This is a genomic window from Bacteroides cellulosilyticus (assembly GCF_020091405.1).
In the GTDB taxonomy this organism is placed as follows: Bacteria; Bacteroidota; Bacteroidia; order Bacteroidales; family Bacteroidaceae; genus Bacteroides.
The window spans coordinates 2,709,324-2,733,612 of record NZ_CP081903.1 but is presented as its reverse complement, the minus strand read 5'-3'; the positions used below and the strand labels follow the sequence as shown (position 1 = coordinate 2,733,612).

Genomic DNA, 24,289 nt, shown 5'->3' with positions numbered 1-24,289 from the left:
TTAATGATGGCAAAATAAGCCTCAAGTACTTAAAATACTGAGGCTTTCACCTTTTATTAGATAATGTGAATCAGTCGTTGAATTCAATTCATTATTGATAAGAAAAGAAGCTAATGATTAAGCAGTACTATCTTAATTCTCCTCCTCTCGGGAGGAGGAGTACCCCAACGGGGGGAGGTGGTAGGTAAAACAATAAAATACCTATTAATCATAAAAATAAGGAATTCTTTCTCACCTACCACCCCGCCCTAAAGGGCACCCCTCCTCCGACTGGAGGAGGGGAATGAAGATACTCAGTATATCACTTCATTTATATCTGCACAGAAACGAATTAACCCTACCAACACACTACTTCTTATCAGAACCATAAATCAGTCCCTCTCCCGATTTATTAAACCGCAATCCGGAGATATAGTAGTTATTAGTGAGTTCTATTGATTTACCCTGTCCCCCCAGTCTTGCATACCCACCATCTCCGGCGGTCGGTTCTGCTATTTTCTGAGCGAAATAAGAAGTATACACATGCGCTTTACCACCTCTGACATCTACACCCTGTGTACCGGAACGTGTGAAATTGGCCTGTTGGAATGACACAATACCATTGTTTATAATCGCCCCGAAAACAGGACTTCCCCAGAATGCACTATTGTACAAGATAAGTTGGGCATCAGGATGAACCTTACCGGTATTAACTTCATCTCCCATGAGAACATACGACCGCACCGGCTCATTGGGAATCTTAGTATTAACCAACTCAGAATTAACCGTAACGATCTTCGTATTCTTATCCGCATCTTCTACAAACAAAGAATAGGTGCATCCGTCAGAGCCATGTCCTATAACGGTCATCTTGCCCGGATACTTACCGGTTATTGCATCTTTCAGGAAATGTATTCCGTATACCGAACCATAAACGAAATTATTGAAAATAGTCTGGTTCTTGACATCCGCAAACTTAAGCGCACTGCAATTAGATTGCACAAACCGCATCATAAATACCTCCGGATACCCTTGTCCTCCTTCCGGAAGCCTCGACCCATAATGAGGATTAAACTGCATATTGCGGATGAATCCACCTTCGGCTCCGCCGCCAACCCAGATACCTGCCCTTAAAGGCACACCACCCAGATAATCGACATAGTGGCCACTGGTGTCATATGAAGCCAGGTCTATACCTTTGTCGCCTACTGCTATGGTTACATTGATTATATACACTTTGGGGCCTTGTCCCTGTATCAAAAATGGAGTCTTTCGCGGGTTTGATACACTGTAGCCATCAGAAGCGATATTGAGCTGTGCCAGCGTAATGCCCCTGATGCCGGCACCCGCTTCAAGTTGTATAAGTGAAGCACCTTTTTCTCCGGCAGCTCCGCCATCATAGTTGGTAAATATAGCAGTACCACCACTTTGCGTGTGATGTTGCACATCCCATGAGCCCCTCAATTCAACTCCCGAAGGAACTTTGATAGGATTGTCCACCAGATACCTTCCGGCAGGCAAGTAGAGCGTACCGCCACCAGCAGCTTTCACCGCATCAAGTGCAGATTGCAGTTCAGCCGATACATCTTTCACAGGACGGTTATTATTAAAGCCCGTTGCTCTTGCCAAATCTGCTTTCAATACTTTATCCGATGCCGGTCTCGGGTGCACATCTATATTTGTTTTTACGTTTTTAGGTATGGGTTCAAAAAAGTACTTCTTCCCCGTAATCACTTCTACTTTAGCCGAAGTGCTGTGATTATCAACTCTCAGATTGCATTTATAGCCCGAATTAACCGATTTCAGCGTATGCATATCCGCGCCGAGATATACATGTCCGGCATTCTTCTTGAAATCACATTGAGACAACAATGCATTGCCACTGTTCATCTTGAGGGCATAATCCCTGTATTCACTAAACGTACAGCTTTCAAACGACACGACTCCATCGCTGCCATCACTTACAACAGGTCCGTTGAAATCCACCCCATTGAATTGTACCGATGTGCTGAAATCTTTGTAAAAGTATACGGCATTGCCATCTTTGGCGGCTCCAAAAGAAGAATTGGATATAAGTATGCCATACGGATTGACATCTTCCACATACAATCCATTCCCGCAATTATCTACATGCACCTCATACAACTGAGCGTTCGGGGCATCGGCAAAACCGGGTTCACGCCCAATCCATACGCCTGTCTTGTAACCTGATACATGCAGATAAGAAACATACTCCCAGTCCGAACGGTGCATCTGGTATCCCGTGCCGTTCGCTTTTGTATAGGCTGTTACGTCAGCCAGAGAAGGTGCTCCCGGAAGACCGGATTTAGCCCAATACTCAGGACTTATCCTGACATTCTCAATACGCCCGATATCGGTACATACGTGCACTTCGATACCTTTGTTCAGGGCTGTGATATAACTATCCAGCACATAGTGCAACTCACTCGGCGCAGAATTAAAGCCGTTGTAAGAGTTGACGAGAGTGACATGCTCTATCGTAGCACAGTCTCCCTGGGTTTGGAACAACGTCCACGGATAGGGCTTCACATCATTGATGTCCTGCTCAGGATACCAGATGGAGAGATTAGTAACTCCGGTGCCTGCATTCATCTCGATGAACCGGTCAGCTATGCTCGTATAGGTCGTGCGAAGTGCATTGTCCGCCTGTCCGTCGTTCCACCAGCTTTCAACACTTCCGTCATAGTTCGGTGCATCTTTGCCGACACGTACTTCAAGAATGGTTCCGAGAACTTTTCCGTTATTGGCCTCCGGATTAGCCCAGTCGCCACGAAGTTGTACTCCGGGATGGAGGCGCAAAACGTATTCAAAGTGGAAGTCTTTCTTGCTTTCCGAACGGCCTTGGCGAACTCTGACATTCTTTGTACCGAGCTGCGTACTGCGGAATTCATAATTTCCGGCAGGTATATACACTACCCCGCCGCCGCTTTCATAAGCAGCGTCAATAGCCGCCTGGAAAGCAGCCCTGTTGTCAAATCCCGGTTCGGCCCTGGCACCGAAGGCAGGGTCGGTCACAACAAAGTCGGATATCGCCCAGTCTTTTGTCGGATAAGTGGTTTTGATACTCTGCTGAAGTACTTGCTGTTTTTGTGCTTGCGCACAGGCAATGTTCATAGGGAGCAACGCCAGCAGAATCAATATAGCCGCCGCCCCTAACTTAGAAGATGTTTTCATGAAAAGAGTATTTGATATAGTTACACAATATTTTCTTAGCCACTTCTGCAGGTCCCGACGAGTCATCCAGATTGTCTGCAATATCCAGTGAAGAGAAAATAATCTTTCCTTTTCCACAAGGAATGATTCCTACGGCTGTGCCTAACTCAAACGGAGTGCTCCGATAGGAACCAACTACCAATTCTTCTCCTTGCATACGGAAGCCAAACCTCTGGTCGCCATTCTTCACTACCGCCTGGTAAGGCCAGTTCAAGGCAACGTTCACCGGAAGCCCTGCAAACAAAGGATGCTCTTTCACAAAATGAATTCCGCCAATCCAGTTCTTTCCGACGTTATAATAACCGTTATATACAGTATTCGTATATTCTGCCACAGCCTTCATCCAGGTTTCGGTGGAGCCAAGCAAAATCAAAGTGGTACCCTCATTCTTCACCCGCTCAAATAACTTTTGCGGAGCAATGGCGGTTGCACTCGGCCGGGACCATTTCAATTGTATCTGACCGGACTGATGAGTCTGGCGATACACCACCCTCACCCTAACCGGCTTTCCGGCCTCCATAACCACAGGTCTGTCCTGCTTCATAGGAGAAGCATTATAATACTCATCAATCAGCTGTCTGTCGTCAACGTACATACGCACGCCACGATTGGTTTCAACACCCAGCAAATACTGTCCGGATTCAGGCGGATATAGTTCACCTTCCCATATTACCGAGAAAGGCTGATTGGCAGGAACAGATTCATCAGGCTGCGCACCGTCTACAAAAGTCCGGTTAAGCTCCGCATCCGGCTTAATGGAAGCTACAATATTCATATCTGGTTCACTATACCAGGTGGCTTTCAAAGTGGAATTTCCATTCTTATCCTTGAAAAAGTCTGATGGTATGACAACAGGTTCATCCAACGATGAACGGTTCACAACAAGCCAGTCCAATTTACCGGTTTCGGAAGTAAAGGCCGGAAGTTCTTTTCCGGTAGTCTCCTTATAGAAAGCGGCCACTTTATCATTCTCACTTCCATAATAAGCTCCATTGCCAGCCAGGTCATTTGCCTGCCAGCCTACAGCTACTACTTCATCGTGCCCCTGGGCGCATATCTGCTGATTATCAGCTTTTATATCAGCCAGTATGCGGTAAGTTCCTTCTTTACCATTTACGGGAACCTCCACATTCTCCAGCAAAAGCTGTCCAAACGTTTCACCGCCTTCGATGCTGACTGTTTCATTCCGGGTATAAACCACTTTTCCATCGGGAGCAATCACTTTTATCTCCAGAGTATGATTGCCTTTCAGGTTCTTCTCATTCACGATATAGAAATCTACGATTGCACTGCCCGGGAGTTTTACAACCTGATTGCGCGAAGCAACGGCTACATACAGCGGTTGGTTATAGTACGCCAATATAGAAGCATCCCCTTTGGGATTGCGGTAGATGTCTACAATGCCGGAATGATTGTCATAAGGCATCGCTTCCCAGCCATTCACCATGTAGGCATCACCCAGATTCTGCATTCGCATCCCCTCAATGCGCCTGCCCTGATGTTCGAATGACACATTAGCCATAGAACGTGTCAGATCATCAAGAGTACCGAAGTGGGACGCCAGCCCTTTCTTCTGGAAATAATCAGTGAAAGCCTTATACTGGCTTTTCCAGAAAAGGCCATCCCAGCCGGTCTTACCGGTACGTTCTACCTCATCATTTATCAACTGAATGCGGGGAGGAGTAGATATCGCTCCTTCTTCACCTCGCAGAAAGACTTCTGTTCGGTTGCCGGTATACATGATATTATCCTTCGGTCCTTTATAGTAATTTTCCACCCAAGTCTCCGGCCCTCCGGCACGATGATTATCGTGCCATCCTTTCCGGTACAACGTCGTGTCAAACGGCAACATGTGTGCTTTGGAATCCTCTTCTTTGTCTTCACTGCCTGCCCAACCGGACGTAAACGTCATAATTCTGCTGGGGTCTACAGCATGTGCCTCACGCATATCATTCATACGCTTAGCAACAAGCTCTTTATCCTGTGACAACCGGCCGCCAAATTCATTAATCAGATTAAAGATTACGAGACTCGGATGACTACGGTCACGGTGAACCATACGTTTCAGTTTCTCATTCACAATTGTACGGATAAACGGGTCATGATTGGCTGAATGGAATGAACCCGGTTCTTCATAATAGAGTAATCCCAACTCATCCGCTTTTTCAAGAACCACCGGACTACCTATGCAGCGATGAAAATTCAACATATTCAAGCCCAACTTCTTAGCCGTAAGAATCTGCTTTTCGGCCATCTCGGTCGTTGCTATCAATCCCGTAACCGGAAAGTATCCCCAACTGATTGCGCTTCTCAGCATCACGCGGCGACCATTCAGACGTAATACTGCATCCTTCCCTACGCCATCTACGGTAAACCAGCGGAAACCGAAGTTCTTCTGGTCCTGATCGAGTATCTTTTTACCCTTCTTTATCTGAATATTGCAGGTATACAACTCTGGGGTTGAGAGGTCCCATAGCTTGGCATCGGGGACATTTACAGGTATTGTCACCTCATGATTTCCCGAAGGAAAAGAAACTTTTTTCAGTGTTTGCCGGAACACAACTTTATCAGGATTCGCTTTTTCGCTCACTGTAAGTTCAACATCCTGCTTCACATCAGCAGGCGTTTCGTTAGTGAAAGAAACAATAGCATTTACTTTTGTCAACTCAGGAGTATTCTGCATATAAATATCAGAAATAAACACAGGGTTCACACTCTCCAGCCTGACCCTGCCGATAATTCCACTGAAACTTCTTGCAGGAGGAATATTATACTCGCCCCATTTCAGTATATCAAAATCCTGCCAATGGAAATTACCTCCGGGATTGGTGACACGTACTGCCAGTAATTGTTCTGTCCCCGGCTTGGCCTCATCGGTAATGTCTACCTGAAAAGGAGTTTCACCAATCAGGTCGTAAGCCATGAGTTTACCGTCAAGATAAACTTCTGCACGCATTCTGACTGATTCAAAGTAAATTATAAAGCGTTTATTCTTCTGGTCAGCAGGAATCTTAATCTTACGATACCACCAACTGACTCCCCGGAAATCTTCCGGACGGGGATTATCAGAACCGGTGAGATATTCTTCCACCGTACCCGGTACTCCGACAGAGACGGCATCAGGATTATTACTCAAAACCTGCCAGCCACCTGTGGGACGATTCACAGGCAGCAAAGACAAGTCAGTTATCTCGTGCGGAAGGTAAAGGCGATCGTTCTGCCAGTTCGCTTCCTTATCGAGCCATAGCGACCAGCCTCCTCCTGTCAACGGGAGGGTATATCTTCCTTCTCCGGCATTAACAGAAAGGACAAAAAGGAAAAAGAACATAAAAAGAAAATACTTCTTCATAAATATCAGTGTTAAAGGTTCAATCTATTACGAATCGTGCGGGATAAGTGATAAAACTACCTATAAGTAGTTACCCGATTACCTATAGGTAGTTTGCCAACTACTACGTAGTAGTCAGTAGATTACCTACAGGTAGTTAAGGATTGTTCAAATAGCGTTTAAATATCATTGCAAAATGCAGAGTTTCATTTCTTCAACGTAACTGTTAGTCTCTGTAGCGCTTTCTCATCCGAAGTTCCGCCATAGAGCAGTTCATACTTACCAGGAAGAACCTCCATGCGGTTTGTAGCCGGATTAAACCATTCAAATGTTGAGGCGGGCAATTCAAACAGAACATCTTCCGCCTGACCAGCTTCCAGAGAAATCCTGCGGAAAGCTCTCAATGTTTTAATCGGCCCATCCTTATCACCGGGATTACGCAGATAGACTTGCACAACTTCATCTCCCGACAGTTTACCGATGTTCTTCAACGGTATGGTTAAAGTCAACCCCTCACCTGCCCGAAGTATTTTCTTATCCGCCTTAGCCTTACCATAGTCAAAAGTGGTATAGCTCAATCCATGTCCAAAAGGAAACAGAGGTTTTCCCTTGAAATAGCGGTATGTACGGTTGCTCATATCATAGTCCTCAAAATCGGGTAGATCACTGCTCGATGCATAGAAAGTAAGCGGCAAGCGTCCGGCAGGATTATAATCACCAAACAGGACATCTGCAACGGCTGTTCCTCCCTGCTGACCGGGATACCATGCTTCAATAATCGCATCCAGGTTTTCCGCTTCCCAAGGTAATGCCAGCGTACTGCCGGAACATAAGACAAAAACAACCGGTTTACCTGTTTTTTTCAGAGCTTTCAGCATCTCTTCCTGCACCTGAGGCAGATCGATATTGGTGCGGTCACCTTTTCTAAACCCGGGAAGGTCCACCGGCATTTCTTCACCTTCCAGTGAAGAAGAAAGCCCTCCAACAAAGATAATCACATCAGCTTCAGCCGCTTTATCGGCCACTTCCTTATAATTTATTTCTTTCTTAATACCTATATCAAATTTCAATGAAGCTTCTCCGCCAGCCTGGAAATACTCTAATACAACCTTATAGGCTTTGCCTTTCACTGCATTCAGATTATACATTTTCTCTCTTGTAGCTCCATTATGCCACTCAGAATAAACCTCTTTTCCATCAATGAACAGCCGGGAACCATCATCCGCAGAAATAATGAAAGAGACTTCGCCGGACTCCTTCGGGGTATATACCGACTCAAAGCGCGCCGAGAAATCGTGCAAATTTACTCCCGGCATAAATACGGTGTTGCCCCCATTACCAAAGTTCAGCGGCTCACTAAAATGACCGACAGCCACCGCTTCACCTTCCAATTCCTTATTATTCCAGAAGGTTGCCTTAAAGCCTTTCTTCCCATCATACGAGCAACAGTCGAAGTAGCTAAAAACAGTCTGTGTATTTACAAAATCACAGCCTTTCTCATAATATACAGCTCCTTCGGGAAGTTTACTTCTAATGCCTTCAAGGATGGTGACAGACTTAGTAGGGAAACCATTATAGTTTGCCCAAAGCATCACGGAGTCATTGGCATTAGGACCCAGCACGGCAACTTTACGAACAGATTTACTCAACGGCAAGATATTATTCTTGTTAGTCAGTAATACCATACTCTTACGTGCCATCTCCAAAGCCTTGGCTACATGTTCCTTTGACTCTACCACCGAATATGGTATTTCAGACCACGAAACAAGTGTATTATCATCAAACATGCCCAACTGGAAACGAGCGCGCAATAAACGGAAAACCGATTCATTGATTTTGTCTTCTGATATCAGTCCTTTCCGTACCGCTTCATTTAAAGAAGAATAACTACCGCCACATTCCAGGTCTGTCCCTGAAACAACAGCGTCAGCCGAAGCTGCAGCAGCCGTAGGGTGGGTTTCATGATGATCAGGATAGTAGAAATCTCCGATAGCCCCACAATCTGAAACCACAATATCATCATATCCCCAGTCCTCGCGCAGGATACGAATCAACAATTGCTTGTTAGAACAACACGGTTCTCCTTCATAGCGGTTATAAGCACACATCACCTCTTTTACCTTCCCTTCCGTCACCAAAGTTTTAAAAGCGGGCAGGTAGGTTTCCCATAAATCGCGCTGGGAAATATTCTTGGCATCAAAACTATGCCTGTTCCATTCCGGGCCACTGTGCACGGCATAGTGCTTGGCGCAAGCATGTGTCTTGTCATATTTTCCGGTGCCATCCCCCTGCAAGCCTTTCACTACGGCCAATCCCATCAGAGATGTCAAATACGGGTCTTCACCATAAGTTTCCATGCCCCGTCCCCAACGCGGATCACGGTATATATTAATATTCGGAGTCCAAAACGTCAATCCCTTGTAACCATCCCGCTCACCCTTACGTTGAAAATCATGGTATTTGGCACGGGCTTCATCCGATACGATGCTGAAGGTTTCATGAACCGCCTGATTATCAAAAGTGGCGGCAAGTCCTATCGCCTGAGGAAAAACAGTTGCTTTTCCGGCGCGCGCCACTCCGTGCAGTGCTTCATTCCACCAGTCATATGCCGGTATTCCAAGGCGCTCAATGGCTGGCGAGCCATTTTTCATCTGGCTGATTTTCTCTTCCAGAGTCATACGTTTCAACAAGTCCCACGCCCGTTCGGAAGGTGATAAATCCGGGTTTCTGTAGGGTTCATTTTGTGCTGTAGCCACCAGGGCTACAGCACTCAAACAAAAGGATATCAGAATTTTCTTGACCATAGTATTTTGATTGTATCAGTAAAATCAGAATCGTATCAAACTATTCGTTGCTTGCTATTTCAATAATTCATTTATCATGTTCACTAACAGCTTTCCAGCTATCGGGTCGGTATCAGCTTTTTCCGTACACATGGTAGAAACTGTAGCCAATCCCTTTCCATCCTTTATCTGCAATAAGGTTAACCCCCGCATCGAATCGATTTTACGAATACGGTCTTCCGGCTTTCCACCATCGATATAGGCATGTATTTTCATCTGCCCTGCCAATTCTATCAGGTTTTCATTCCGGTTTACCTTCAGGGTAGCATTACAAGCCAAAGGAATTTCTCTCTTATTATTATTGAAATAACGCAGTTCCAATACATCAATACCATCAAACACCGGTGCATCATTGCGTTCCATATTCACGATATCACCCTCTGTCGGGATAATCCAACTCGTGATATGTTCCGGATAAATGGTCTTCGCAACTTCTTTACTATTCAGTAAAAGCAATTTTCCTCCCTTTGACTGATAAGAGCGAAGCATTTCTTTTTCTTCGTTCGTACACTCGGTCAATCCGGAAATAATGCAAAGGTTAGCTTTCAGTTTCGGGTTCATCATTTCTTTTATAGTAGAAACCGCCTGATAGTTTATATGAAGGAAATCAAATTTGTCTTTCATACCCTCTTTATCCAGAAGAAGCACTTTTTTACCTTCTGCTACTTGGTTGATGTTCCAGTCTTTACGGGCCAACAGCAAGTTATATTCATTTTCCGATACCGGTAAGCCATTCTCAGTCAACTTCAATACCAATTTAGCTTTCACCTTGTCGGCCGGCAAGTTAACCGGTAATTGGATATTCGGTTCAATATAGTAGCGTCCATAATGCTTCACAGCCGGGAGTTCCTCACTGCCCCAAACCAGTTTCTTTCCGGTTTCATCCTGTACTTCCCAACGCAATAAAGTAGGTTTCAGGGCTGTACCATCCTCGCGGTCATTTACTACATAAATACGTGTCGGCAGCTTATCTCCACCATAAAGATTACGTCCCCACAACTCGGCACTTACCAATACAGGTTGCAAAGCACGCTTCAAAGCGTAATACGTTGGATATGGCTCAATCTTCTGATAATCATAAACCTGACGGAACCAGGTGAGTAGGGCAAAATGCATGATACCCGATGCCTGATCGTTGGAACGGCGGAGCGCTTCAGCCAATTCTCCGGTAATGAACGCCTGCACGTTAAGGAATGACTTAGGATCTGAGAAGTCATAACATTCATAGCCTATCAGGGATTGAGGGTTCTGATGAATCAGCTGGTAAGAGCGGGTAGGATGTCCGGTTTCATTATTCGGGTATCCGGTTGACATCTCCTGGCTGATAAGCGGACGTTCGGGCATCTTAAACCTCTGCTGGAATTCTCCGTTGAAGAACCGGAAGAGTGAGAAATCATACCAGTTATAATACGCATGCATATCATCAATATCTCCATCATCTATGCTATCCATAAAGGCAGCACCATACTTTTCCTTTTTGCCCTTTGCCTGATAGTTGGAGTCGAAGCAAATGGGGCGTGTAGGATCAATGCGACGCATTTCTTTTACCACATCCGAAATCACACGGTATTTCTCCTTAGCACGTTCCAGGTCATTATCATTATCGTAGAACTTCATTTCATTATTCACCGTCCAGAAAAGCAGTGAAGGATGGTTACGATACTTTTTCAGCAAGGTGAGGAATTCTTCCTTCCACATCTCAATCAGTTTTGCATCAGGAAGCGGGGTGGAATGAATCATCAGCCAGGGCCAAGTACCTTCAAAGCTAACGCCAATACCATTTTTATCAGCAGCTCCCATCCAAAGTTTATTCCACGGAGTGGTGTGAGTACGGGTGACATCTATGTTACCAGCTTTCATCAACTGCATGAAAGTATTAGCCAGATTCAAGTCGTTCGGAGCAAGGGCAAACGGAATATGATTACCACCACGCAACCAGTAGCGATTACCGTTCAGGAAGAACAACCCTTCCTTCACCTCAAAAGTACGGAAACCGGAAGTTTCTGCCAGACAGTCTAATTCAACACCTTTGGCAGTAACCAGCCTAAAGCGGAAATCGTATAGATTGGGATGATGAGGTGTCCAGAGACGAGGTTTAAGTCCATTTACACTGTAAGTGAACATCTTTTCTTCATCAGCATTCAGCACCAGTTTTTGCAAAGAAAGACTGCTGTAAAGCACAGAACCGGTCTCTTTGTCCACAATGTCAGTATAGAGATCAAACTGATTCTTCTTACCGCTATGATTCTTTACCGTCAGGTCAAAAGTAGCTCCCTCCAGAGTAGGTTTAATAAAGACATCTTCCACCTTCACCGGGTTGGTGATAGTAAGTTTTACCGGCTGCCAGATACCTGCAGGCTCATCGCCATAAAATCCATGTGCTATATCTTTCAGGATATTGTTCTTCATAGCTACCTTTCCGCCTTCTTTTTCACTTTCGCGAACAGAAGAATAGAAGAAATCAATAGCTGCACTACCGTTTTCAGAAGCACTTCCATCCGCCTTACGGGTCACTTTCACTACTACCAGATTTTTGCCGGGTTTCAGTAACTTGCTTCCATCTACTTGTATTTCGCCATACATACCGATATGCGAACCTGCCAGCTCTCCATTAATATAAATCTCCGCAACTTTTGAAACAGCATCAAAAGTCAAAGTCACATTTTTACCTTCAATGCCAGCAGGTAGCTCTATCCACTGACGATACCAGGCAGCGTTCGTCTTTCTATAATCGAATGTATAGCCCTCGCAACGATCGGTTTCCTGCTGATAATAGGTATCCGAGACTCCTTTGGGCTGAGGGCCTGTAGGTGAGGGCATGGTTTCTCCATGTAACCAGATACGGATTGGGTTCCAGAAATTAGGCACAGACATTACATGCCAATTCTTATCGTCCGTAGCCGTGGATACAGCTTTCTCTTTATCGTCCAACTGATATCCGGGCATAAAGAGCCAATTACCATCCAATGAAATATCCGTGCGTCCTTCCTCCAGTTTATTCACTTTCACAGACGCATAATTTGCTCTTTCAAGCTGGCGCTTGCTTTCTTTTTCTTGTTGCGTTGCCACTTTGCGATATTCTGCAACTTTCACATTGTTCAATGCATTTTCTTCCAACGGAGTAACAACAAGGTCATCAAACTCTGTTTCAATCCAACCGCCTCCCAAAGTCACAGGACCGGAAGGCGCCAAATTGCTGTTTTTATCTGTGATATCCATCCGTGGTTCCTTCTCATCATTCAAGAAAACGCGAATACGGCTACCACAGATTTCTACTTTTAACTGATACCATTGACCCGGTACCGGATGAAATCCTAACGGACGAACACCCATAAATTCATCCGTACCCATATATCCCATGCGCATCAGGTATAAATCATCTTGCAATCCGCCTTTTATACCGACTACATAACGATCAAAACGATTATTGGCACGAAATCCTGCCCAGATTTGAACTTGTTCCGCTTCTTGGGGAGCGCGCGCTTTAAAGGACATGGTATAGTTCTTCCACTCAGGATTACCGAAACAAGCATAAGAACCTTTTGAACGGAACACCCCGTCTGCAATGCTGCATTCACCCCGTCCTACTGTTTTCAGTATTTCTCCCTGATCGGAGAAATTATTTTTCCATTCAGATTGCGCATATCCGGATAATGAAATCAAAAGGCATGCGGCAGTCCAAAAGACTGTATAGAAATTCTTCATGATATTAAAATATAATATTATTTTCTGCAAATGTAACCTCGACTCATTAACAGAAAGTGAAATAAATAATTAATTAGACATTAAAAAGCAATTAATCGTAGCTGGTACCATTACAATTCATCAAATAAACTTTTAAATTATGTTATGTTGCCATGATAATCAGCTTCGGGATAAGGTACATATTCCCTAATCAGATTTGTAACCGATAAATAGAACAAAATGAGCCGCTTCGTATCAGGTATATACCCTCCTCGTACCTGCTTCGTACCCGCTTCGCTATTTTTAGCTGTGTATAGAAGCGAAGGAAATACGAACTGGGTATATCACAAAAGAGCTTCTGACCAAAAGCAGTATTAAAATTTTGTTCAAAAAAGAAGGAGAGCACTTATTACGGAAACAAATACTCTCCTTACTTACCTACCTACTTATTTAATCAATTCAATTTCAGATCGATTTTCTTGATATCAGTAAAGTTATACTTCTTGTAAGTGTCATTACAGCACGCACCTACTCTTACCCAATAGGTATTGGAATATTTAATAGCAGCTTTAGAAGTTAACTCGATAGTTGTGCCCTCCTGATCATTAGTTATTTTCACAGAACCGGGAGTATAATTTCCGTCAGATTCTGTTCCACAATACTGCGTATGCGAAATATACAATTGTATGTTGTTTACATCAGGCATAACAATTCCTTCTTTTGCTATTCTCTTAAATTTCACTGCACATTTCAAAAAATTATCAGAAGTCAAGTAAGGTTCTGTAACCCATTCTACTTCCAGATAAGGAGTAACAGTAAAGTTACGTTCTGCCATTTTCCCGTTCTTCAGTTCCACCGTTTCTCCTTCTGCATCATAAGGATAAAATGCGCCTTCCAACGGAATCATACGGTAAGTACCTGCAAACAGTTTAGAATTGGAATATGAACCGTCCTGCCTCATATTGAGGTTCTGATTCGTCACAACAATCGATTCATCACCACCCGCATAACTCAATTCCGTAATCTGTATCTTCATACTTCCCTGTCCCATAGCTGTTTGCAGAGGTTTACCATTATGGTCTACGACCTGCCCGAAAACACCAGCTTCCGGTGCATCATAATTATCCTTTTCACACGATGAAAAGCCTAAAACTAATGCAGTAACTAACAGCAAATTAAATATCTTTTTCATACTATTTTCCTTTTTCTAATTAATACTGATTATTTTGCTCAAGTAACGGATTTACCTTACGTTCACCATCAGGAATCTTATCATAGTAATTTTTAGTAGCAAATGTCAATGAGTTATTAGCTCTTTCACAAACACGGGTGTCAAAAATATACTTACCCACCGGATTGCCAGCTTCATTTACTGTTGCTCCTTTGGCAAACAAGAATGGAGACAGCATTCTGCGGCGATATTGATAAATCTGTGAATCGAAAGTAAACCAACGACGCAGATCCCAATAAATTTTATGCTCGAAAGCCAATTCTTTATAACGTTCTACACGAATGATATGCATACCTTCATTCGGAGCAAATACAAACGAACGGATACCTTGTCCACGTTCAATACCATCACGTGATACATTGGATAATTCTGCAGGGCTGGTCAGCAACTCAGCACCAGCTCTTGAGCGTATCTTATTGATACATTCGTAAGCATCCTGTTGCAGATCTTTTTCATCGATACTAGTAACACCATTCTGGTAAAGTTCCAATGCAGCTTCGGCACGATTCAATAATATTTCGGCATAACGAATATCAATCCAAGATTGTGTGGAACTATGCAACTGTGTTTCGGCAATAGTCCAGTTCAAATTCAACCATTTAGCTCCATGAAAGCCTGTCAATGTATTACTCGTTCCACCATTAGCCGGACCATCCATTCCACTCTTATTAAGTTTCGCACCTGTAGAAGTCTCATAAGGCTTTTGTTCTTTTATATTCTCGGCTGTTGTCAAAACGTTATTCTTGAACCAATCATTACTTGTATAATTGGCGGTAGTCTGTCCATCATCCTTTATAAACTTGGCAATAGGTGTAGACGGATCAATTTCCTCCTTTATTATACCAAAACGAATATCCAGTTCAACTCCTTTATAAGTATGTCCAGGTAATAAGATAGAGCCCCTTAAACGAGGTTCTGCATTGTCTAATAAGTCTTTAACATCATTGTAAACAATATAATTACCATCGTCATCCGTTGTTTTCAAGTATCCTGTTGCAGGATCAATAGGCAGACCATCAAACAGTTCTACCCAATCCAATGTTACATTATAACGGTCACCATAAGTTGCTGTCATACGAGGCGGACAATATACAGCATCAAAACTATGAACAAAGTCATTTTTACTATACTGACGGATAAGAATAGATTCATCACTCTTATCAGCATTCGCAAATATCTCACGGAAGTTGGCTTCTTTATCAGAGTTACCTTCATATAATTTATAACCACCTTCTTCTACAATCTTGGATGCTTTATAAGCCTGCATAAAATAATCATTGGCTCTCCCTGCAGGAATACCAGTAAGCATCTTGCCACTTTCACTTCCTGAATAATTAAATGTTTGTCCATAACGGGCAACAGAGCCAGCATACAAAGCAACACGCGACTTGAAAGCTGCTGCTACATAAGTATTATTTGCACGACCTGCCACTTTGGTTTTACCTAAATTCTCAATGGCATAATCTAAATCTGAAAGAATAAAGTCTATACACTCTTCATGACTACTACGCGCTACCCACAATGCCTTCTCATCATCAGTCATTTCCTGTGGTGTTTCCAAAATAGGTACACCGCCATAGCGTTTTACCATCGCAAAATAAACATAAGCCCGAATAAACTTTGCTTCAGCAATCCATGATTCAGCACCTTTCAGCTTTCCCACATATGCAGGCAGATTAGCAATCAGATCATTAGCCTGGCGAATCGTTTTGTAACCCATACTCCAATATCCCTTTTGGGGAATATAAATACCTGTATTGTTACGATTTACAGTTTCACCCGTGCTGAGCATATCCCAAATAATGCAATTCCAGTTATAAAAACCATTGTAATCACCATCATTTGACATATTAAAATCTTCCATCGGCAACTGACTATACAAACCTGCCATATAGGCTGTAATACCACCTTCATTATATATATCTTCTCCCGACAGAATATTCTTAGGAGGAATATCCAAATCCTGGCATCCTACAAACAGACCTCCTATAGCAACACACATCAATATATTTCTTAGCTTTTTCATACGATAATCTCCTTTTACTTAAAATGTAACACTTGCACCAAAGTTATATGTTCTATTCAACGGATACATATATCCATAGAGTTCAGCCGGTCTTTCCGGATCGACACCTTTCACACCTGTTATAGTGAACAAGTTATATCCATTCATATAAATTCTCAAATTCTTTATACCTACGAATGACAAACAATTCTTTGGTAAAGTGTAACCTATTTCAGCCGTCTTCAAACGCAAATAAGTACCTTTCTGAATAGAGAATTCAGAATTAACATCCGGAGTTGTACCACCATATGAATAATATCCTGAAATCCATTGGCAAGAAGGATCGTAGGGATCTTGCTTTGTATCAACTGGACGCCATCTGTCCAAGAACATATCCAAAGCATTACCATTAAATTGCAAGGGGGCTGACAACTGTTCACCATAAGATACATAGGACATTGCAGCACCTTGGAAAGTCATATTAACATCAAAACCTTTCCATTGAGCAGAAAGAGTTAAACCAAAGTTCATCAACGGATAATTTTTCTTATCCTGGAAATTAGCAGCAGTAGAATTAGTAGTTGTAGCAATAGGATATCTATCCATATCATCAATTGTACCATCACCATTCCAGTCTTCATAAATATAATCACCAGGAAGAGTTGCATTACCAGCAAATATATGCGAGTTAGCAATTTGTTCCCATGAGGTATAGCGACCGTCTGCCCCATAACCAAACCAAATGTCATTATAACGATTAGTTAAGTTATTTCTCCAGTTATCATATGAGTTACCTGACGGGGTGCGTTCTTTGTAACGCCACATGGAACGAGTAATAGCAATGTTTCCAGAAACACTATAATTAACCTGCCCCACACGATTGCGATGTCTTAGTTCAACTTCAAAACCTTTTGTACGGTCACTCTCCAAATTCTCTTTAGGCATTGCAGCACCGAATGTTCCTGGAATAGTAGCAATACGATTAGCCATCAGGTTATCACGGTCACGCTGAAATAAATCAAAAGAAACACCTAATAGGCCATTCCACAAATCAGCATCAATTCCCACATTCAGAGTCTTAACAGTGTACCACGTAATATTAGGATTGGCTACCGCACGGAAACCTAATGAATTCATGAATGAGCCATTGAAAAAATATCCTTTCGGAGTTTTATTAAATTTATCACCACTGGTATTCGGGTAATCATATCCGGAAATAAATTGATAATCAGCAACAGAATCATCCCCCATCTTACCATAAGAACCGCGAAGTTTCAGGTTGTTAACAAACGGCAATTTATCTTTTATGAAAGTTTCTTCACTCATACGCCACCCCACAGAAGCACTGGGGAAAAAGCCCCAACGGCTATGTGACGGGAATTTGGAAGAACCGTCATAACGAAAGGCGAATTCTAACAAATAACGTCCTTTATAATCATAATTAAATCTACCAACCAACGCCTGAGAAGCACTTTCTGTCAATCCATTTGCATTAGCTGTACCAACTTGATTAGCTGAATTACCTGCAAATAAATAAGGCAAAGGAATAGAGAAATCACGAGCTGCACGAATGTTATCACCTACACTGTGTGCTTCTTCAAACAGCAACAATCCAGATACATTATGATTTGATGCAAAAGTATTCTCATAGCTTACAGAAGCTTGCCACAAAGTAGTCCATGAATTACCATAATAGCGTTCCAGATTAGTCGGTGACTGCATAGCATAAGCAGTATACGTATTAGTTGCTTCACTATAAGTATACTCATTATACTCTTTCTTATATATGGTATTATCAGCTATAGAAGTATCATAGCTGAACATGCCTTTCACCTTCAGACCTTTTACAAATGGCACAGCATATTCAAGTTCCATCGTAGACTGGAAGATTTTATTTGTTGTCTTATTATAACCGGAAACATCAGGATCTGTTGCTGCCAGAAGATTCAACTGGTCGGATGACATCTTTTGGAAATATTCCGGATTATCATTAGCATACAATTTCTCATTAGGACTTGCACGCCACAAAGCTTTATAAACCTCCCAAGTTGATAAGTACTGACGTTGTTTACTATCAATTATACCATTTATTTTAATTGAAGCCTTCAAATTCTTAGCTACTTCTGCATTCAAATTTGCACGAAGATTATAACGGTTATAATCCATTGCTTTTGACTTGAAGAAACCTTCCTGATCTGTATAACCGAAGTTTACATAATAATCAGTTTTTTCACTTCCACCACTCAATGAAACATTGTGTTGCTGCTGGGGAGCTGAATTACGAATTACCGCATCATACCAATCAGTAGATTTCAATGTTCCATTCAGATACTCTTCAATCTGCTCATCTGAATAAGTAAGCTGCGGATTTGTCAGATTACGCATTGACTTTTCATTAAATAGTCTCATACGGTCTACAGCACCTACAGGCTCCAACATTTCTGCCGGAGTTTGAATACCATAATACATATTGTATTCAATCTTTGGCTTATTCTTTTCACCTTTCTTTGTAGTAATCAAGACAACGCCATTAGCCGCACGTACACCATATATAGCAGCCGAAGCATCTTTCAAAACAGAAATTGATTCAATTTCATTCGGGTCCATACGTTGTAAATTGCCACGAGGAACACCATCAACTACGATTAGTGGAGAACCAAAACCACGGATATCAAACTGGTTAGTAAATTCACCCGGTTCAGATGTTTTTTGGATTACACGAACGCCAGGAACCTTACCAGTCAACATATTCTGAGCATTTTGACTTTTGGTAGCAACTAACTCTTCATTAGTAATAGCAGACACAGCACCCGTCAAATTCACTTTCTTCTGAGTACCATATCCTACTACCACTACTTCATCCAATTGTTCAGAGTCTTCCTTTAAAGTAATTTTATAGCTGGTTTTGTTATCCACTGCCACTTTTTTATTCACATAACCAATATAAGAAACTTCCAATGTTGTTCCTTGAGGAACCGTTAGAGTAAAATTTCCATCAATATCAGTTATAGTACCTAATGACTTATTTCCAACTACAGTCACATTAGCACCAATAATTGCTTCACCCAATTCGTCAACAACCTGCCCGGATATACTTCGGGAAGTTTGTGCACGCATCGGAGTAAGCACCATCAAGAACATCATTAGCACACACCAATAAGTGTATTTGCTAACTTTCACAAAATTAGATTTGTTTTTCATGTGTTTCATAATCTCACTTTTAAAATTGTTTTTCATAAAAAATAACGTATCCTTTAGATCAAATAAGTAGGAAGGATGTGTCTTTGGTTAACTTGTATCTTTCATATGCATTTCTTTTAAAGTTATGTATTCTTTCAATTTACTTATCTTTTTTAAATTGTTATCCTAAATATAATCTTGTATTTTATTCTTAAAAAAAGAACTTATTATCGAACCTATTATTATCGTTTTGATATGGCAAAATTACATGCCTAAGATTAAAAATTGAGTGATATCACGCTTATCTGGTGCTTAATTTTGAATTAAATTAAAAGATTAATCGCTTCTTTGTTAATACATAGAACGATTGGGGAACAAACTTATGATCCAACTTTATCCATTGGAGGAATTTATTCATTTTGGAGCGATTTTGAATTCAACATCTTCAGAACTCTACTCCTGCATCTTAAAGCAATCTTTACATCATTCAACCAGTCATATTGACCGACAGGATATGTATTCACCAATAAATTCATATCCTCCGAAACTTGTTCTATTTTTTTTAGTGATAAAAAAATACGTTCCTTCAAACCTTTAGGATGAAACTGCTTAGCTCTGACATAGATTCTGGAACCATAATATGCCGTGCATACAGCTTCATGCAAACATGCAGTCAAATAAGTACGATAAAACAGCTGGTATAAATCATTATATGTCGCAGATTCTAATAAAGGCTTTACCTTTTCTATTTCAGCGACTGCTTCGGAAGCTAGTTTAACTCCATACTGTTTTTCCGTTAGAATATAATTATAATATACACTATCCATTTTTTCATCAGGTTCTATCCATTGATTATCAAAAACGGTCTTCACTTCAACAGCTAACGGAGATGATAATGACTTAAAGTGTACAGGAGCAATATGATTTATAATATCTTTCCAATAATGAAATGTTTTATTTATATCATGCTTAACAAGAACCATAGGCGGATCAATCCATCTTCCAGACACATGCCTGCTATATCCCCATTTATTGTTTTCATAATTTAGAGAAGAATGATCTGTTAGATTTGTTCCTAAGGTATAAAAAACAGATGTAACTATATCATATGCATTTTGAAACGCTTTTCTAATGGGCAACAAAGCATCCTCACCATACCTCGACGTAATAAATTCATTATAGATTTGCATTGGAGATACAGTTTGTTCTTCCGTCATCCGCTTCAGTGCATACAACTGAATTTCATTAGCTGTTCCTACTATGCTGGTATCTCCATAACGATCCGTCCTTGCAACATATCCGGTAACATTGGGACAGTTAATATAACTACCCCATCTTTTCATTGTATATTCAGGCCATGTGTTAGCAACAACACCTTGCCCACTGTATTCATTACCAGAATCAAACTCTACAATTGTAGGTCTATTCATCTTTCTGATATAGGAGTTATCCGGATGTGTCAGAAAGAAATCATGAGGGGTTTCTTTCATCATTAAAATGACCTTATCACTCTTTATATGCTCTATACATCCAACAGTACTCTTATACTCTTCTTCCGAATAAGCAAAAGTACGAATACAGAGTTTCTTTCCTCTTTCACCAATAACGACATCGGAAATAGCATTTACAACAGCTGCCAGTTTTTCCTCAGGGGTTTTCATATTCATTGAGTACTGCTTTTCCGCATAAGCTCCAGTTTCAATAAATGTTAGCACAAGTCCATCTGCTTCAGGAGCCCTGTTGAGCATCCGGCGATAGTCATCTTTAAACCATTCCCAGAATTTAGGATTATCCAGATTTATTGTACCATTAGGTCCTGTTCTAAAACACGATGGATAATAATCCAGAGAATATAAGCTATGATCCCAAAGCAACACTTCATCAATACCTTCTAAATGTGCAAGACGAATGAGTTTATTAACCTGTTCACATACCTTTTCTTCTTTAATGGCCTTTAAATCATGGATGATCTCATGGGACAACTGAAGCTGATTGATATTATACTCTTTTGCTGTTTTTATTGTCCGGATAGCACGTTCCATATTGTCAGACAGAATAATCCATCCCCTAACACTTCCATCTGCAAAAATATTTGCAAAGAAAGATAAGAAAAAGAAACTAACTATTATCAATCTCCTGAGGCTCATTTCAATATAACTTTTATTTCTTTACCACTATATTTTATCCTCTTTATCACATCTTTACCTTTGAGTTTAATAATAAGGTCCCTGTCCTTTACAGCATAATCGCCAGTGCGTTCTCCAACTATAAATTCCTTTGTACGATCATTCCACTTAAACGGAATAGTACTATAATTGCCATTTTTATATTTCAACGTCTCACCATCATCTTCGTATAAATTGAAACTTGCGTTTTCCCCACCAAAGACATGAATCTCAAGCGGAACATCAACATTAATATTTTTCTCAACAGAAGTATAATAGGGGATGATAGAACCAGACTTCACAAACAAAGGCATTTTATCCAGAGGTGCTTCTGCAGTAATTGTAGTTCCTCCTTGGTAGATTGCACCGGTCCAGAAATCTACCCAAGTACATCCTTGTGGCAGATATACAGAGCGGGAAGTTGCTCCTGCCTCCAAAACGGGGCAAACCAGGAGAGCAGGTCCATACATAAACTGATCTTTACAGTCTAATACATTTTGATCATGAGCAAAATCAAAAGCCAGTAAGCGCATTGGTGTATAATGCTCGTGAGTAACTTTACCTGATAGGGTATAAATATAAGGCAAAAGCCGATATCGTAATTTTATAAGATCAGTACAGATACGTTGTACCTCTGGACCGTATGCCCATAACTCATTCGGTGCTTTCGTATCTCCCGGATAACGACGTCCATGGCAACGAAAAACGGGACAGAATGTTCCATACTGAAACCAACGTACAAACAACTCCTGATAATCTTTTTTAGAAGGGTCTCCTCCTGAATAACCACCAATGTCTGTAGTCCAATAGGGGATTCCTGTTGCTGTAAAGTTTAATCCTGCTGCTACCTGTGTTTGTAATTCGGCAAATGTCGTTGGAATATCACCAGACCATACAGCCGTTCCCCACTTTTGTTGAGAAGCCCACGCGCAACGGGTCAACATATAAGGACGGATACCGAGACGAGCTTTGGTTATTCCTTCATAAAAATGTGATGCATGAACCAAAGGGTATACATTTCGTACCTTCTGAGCTAGTCCGGCATAAGTATTAAGTGGCAAGTATGAGGCTACATGGTCAGGTTCCGGTCCATCTAAAAACCAGCCATCGATATTCAAGTCCACTAAAGAAGAAACCTTATCCCAATACATTTTGGCTGCATTCGGATTAAAAGTATCATATATATAGCCGTCAATAGCTTTGGCTCCTTCCAATATATACCCTTTTTGTGACATTTCATTATAATTAGGGATACCCGGTTTGAAGCAGGGCCACATTGTCAAAACTACCTTCATATCATAAACGTTATGGAGACTGTCCAACATTGAAGGAACATCAGGGAATAAAGTTTCATCAAACCTATGTGAACCTGTTCCGTACTTACCCCAATAATGATAATCTATAAAGATAGTACTTGCAGGAATATCCTCTTCCTTCATCTTTTTAGCTATCTCCATCACCTCTTTTTGCGTAGCATAACGGTTACGGCTTTGGTGATAACCTAAAGCCCAATCGGGCAACATTGGAGCCACTCCTGTCAAAGAACGATATGCAGCTACCAAATTATCCATTTTATCACCTACAAAAAGATAATAGTTAACGATCTTACCATAATCAGAGGCAAAACTCATACCAGTACTATTGTCTGTATAAATAGTCCGGGAAGGATTATCCCAAAACAATCCCCAACGGCCAGTAGAATAAATAACCGGTACCGCAGCTTGCGTATTAAACTGAACCAGTTCCCGCTTTGCATTCCGCAAGTTCATTAAGTTATCTCTGAACTGCCCCAAACCATATAAAGCTTCTTCATCCCGTAACTGGAACTTACAATATGCATTGACAGAATCTCCATATATATTCATTCTCGCCTTTTCCGGGAACTCTTTCAGTAAGATTTTTCCAGCCTCATCAAGCAGACTAATATACCCTTTATTCTTATTTACAGTAACAACTAAACGGGAAGAACGTAATACAATATCTTCCTGAGTATCCTCCACTTTAAACTCTGCCACTTTTGCCTGTTGCGTTACGGCAAAACTCTTATATTCTTTTATTTCATTCTCAGAGCCGAACATCACATGTACACTTCCTATATTATAAGGTTGCAAATACAAAGTTCCACCTGAAGTATGAATCCACAAAGCCTGCTGTTTCTTTTCCCAGGAAAGAACTGTTTGTGGTTGTCCTTCCTTGGCTACAACTTGTAAGACATTAGGATGTACTACATCCTGATAATTCTCACCCAAAGAGACATCGCTAAAAATCCCTTTGCTCCCTTTTTCTGCTATGATTCTAATGCGGTCAAAATCAAATTTACCCGATAAAGTATACTCGGCATTTTCCAAATCAGGAACAGAAGCTGCGGTAGGGCTATAAAAAACATATGCCTTATCAGCCTTTTCAGAAAAATCGATACGTACTACAACCAACTGAGGCTCCTGCGTCTGTTTGACTTCAACAAATAGTTTTTCACTATTACCTTTCTCAAATGAAAAGCCCAAACGCGAGTTTCCTTTTTCTTGCTTTATAGAGGTCATATCCCCTTTCCAGGAATCCTTTAAAAAAGGCTGTTTCTGGGCATATACAATAGAAACTGTACAAAACAAAAAGCTGATAATCAAAATTATATTTTTCATG

Annotated in this window: 9 protein-coding genes; all 9 read right to left on the bottom strand. The window is 41.4% G+C overall.

All coding sequences use genetic code 11. The features are described from left to right. Positions 1-348: 348 nt before the first annotated feature. The 9 genes from K6V21_RS09710 to K6V21_RS09670 all read right to left on the bottom strand — a co-directional run bounded on the left by K6V21_RS09710 (position 349) and on the right by K6V21_RS09670 (position 24,288). On the bottom strand, positions 349-3,174 hold the full coding sequence (locus K6V21_RS09710) for a glycoside hydrolase family 55 protein (protein ID WP_224321630.1): 2,826 nt from the start codon (positions 3,172-3,174) through the stop codon (positions 349-351). Continuing rightward, the gene (locus K6V21_RS09705; protein WP_224321629.1) at positions 3,158-6,562 is read right to left on the bottom strand and encodes a PA14 domain-containing protein; all 3,405 of its coding nucleotides are present in this window, start codon (positions 6,560-6,562) and stop codon (positions 3,158-3,160) included. Before K6V21_RS09705 ends, K6V21_RS09710 begins: the two co-directional genes overlap by 17 nt. A gap of 185 nt (positions 6,563-6,747) precedes the next feature. After that, positions 6,748-9,345 (bottom strand): xylan 1,4-beta-xylosidase, encoded by a 2,598-nt coding sequence (gene xyl3A, locus K6V21_RS09700; protein ID WP_224321628.1) that lies wholly within the window; start codon positions 9,343-9,345, stop codon positions 6,748-6,750. A gap of 54 nt (positions 9,346-9,399) precedes the next feature. Beyond that, a complete protein-coding gene (locus K6V21_RS09695) occupies positions 9,400-13,089 on the bottom strand; it encodes a glycoside hydrolase family 2 protein (RefSeq protein ID WP_224321627.1) in 3,690 nt (1,229 codons plus the stop codon). A gap of 433 nt (positions 13,090-13,522) precedes the next feature. Next, the gene (locus K6V21_RS09690) at positions 13,523-14,260 is read right to left on the bottom strand and encodes a DUF3823 domain-containing protein (protein WP_224321626.1); all 738 of its coding nucleotides are present in this window, start codon (positions 14,258-14,260) and stop codon (positions 13,523-13,525) included. Between the two features lie 19 nt (positions 14,261-14,279). Continuing rightward, a complete protein-coding gene (locus K6V21_RS09685; RefSeq protein WP_044265975.1) occupies positions 14,280-16,325 on the bottom strand; it encodes a RagB/SusD family nutrient uptake outer membrane protein in 2,046 nt (681 codons plus the stop codon). Between the two features lie 18 nt (positions 16,326-16,343). Beyond that, positions 16,344-19,514 carry a SusC/RagA family TonB-linked outer membrane protein gene (locus tag K6V21_RS09680; RefSeq protein ID WP_224321625.1) on the bottom strand — a complete coding sequence of 1,057 codons (3,171 nt, stop codon included), beginning with the start codon at positions 19,512-19,514 and terminating at the stop codon, positions 16,344-16,346. A 380-nt stretch (positions 19,515-19,894) separates the two neighbouring features. Then, complete coding sequence (locus tag K6V21_RS09675; RefSeq protein ID WP_044265966.1) at positions 19,895-21,631, bottom strand: hypothetical protein; 1,737 nt, start codon at positions 21,629-21,631, stop codon at positions 19,895-19,897. Continuing rightward, complete coding sequence (locus K6V21_RS09670) at positions 21,628-24,288, bottom strand: glycoside hydrolase family 31 protein (protein ID WP_224321624.1); 2,661 nt, start codon at positions 24,286-24,288, stop codon at positions 21,628-21,630. The genes K6V21_RS09675 and K6V21_RS09670 overlap by 4 nt, the downstream gene beginning before the upstream one ends. Position 24,289: the final 1 nt, after the last annotated feature.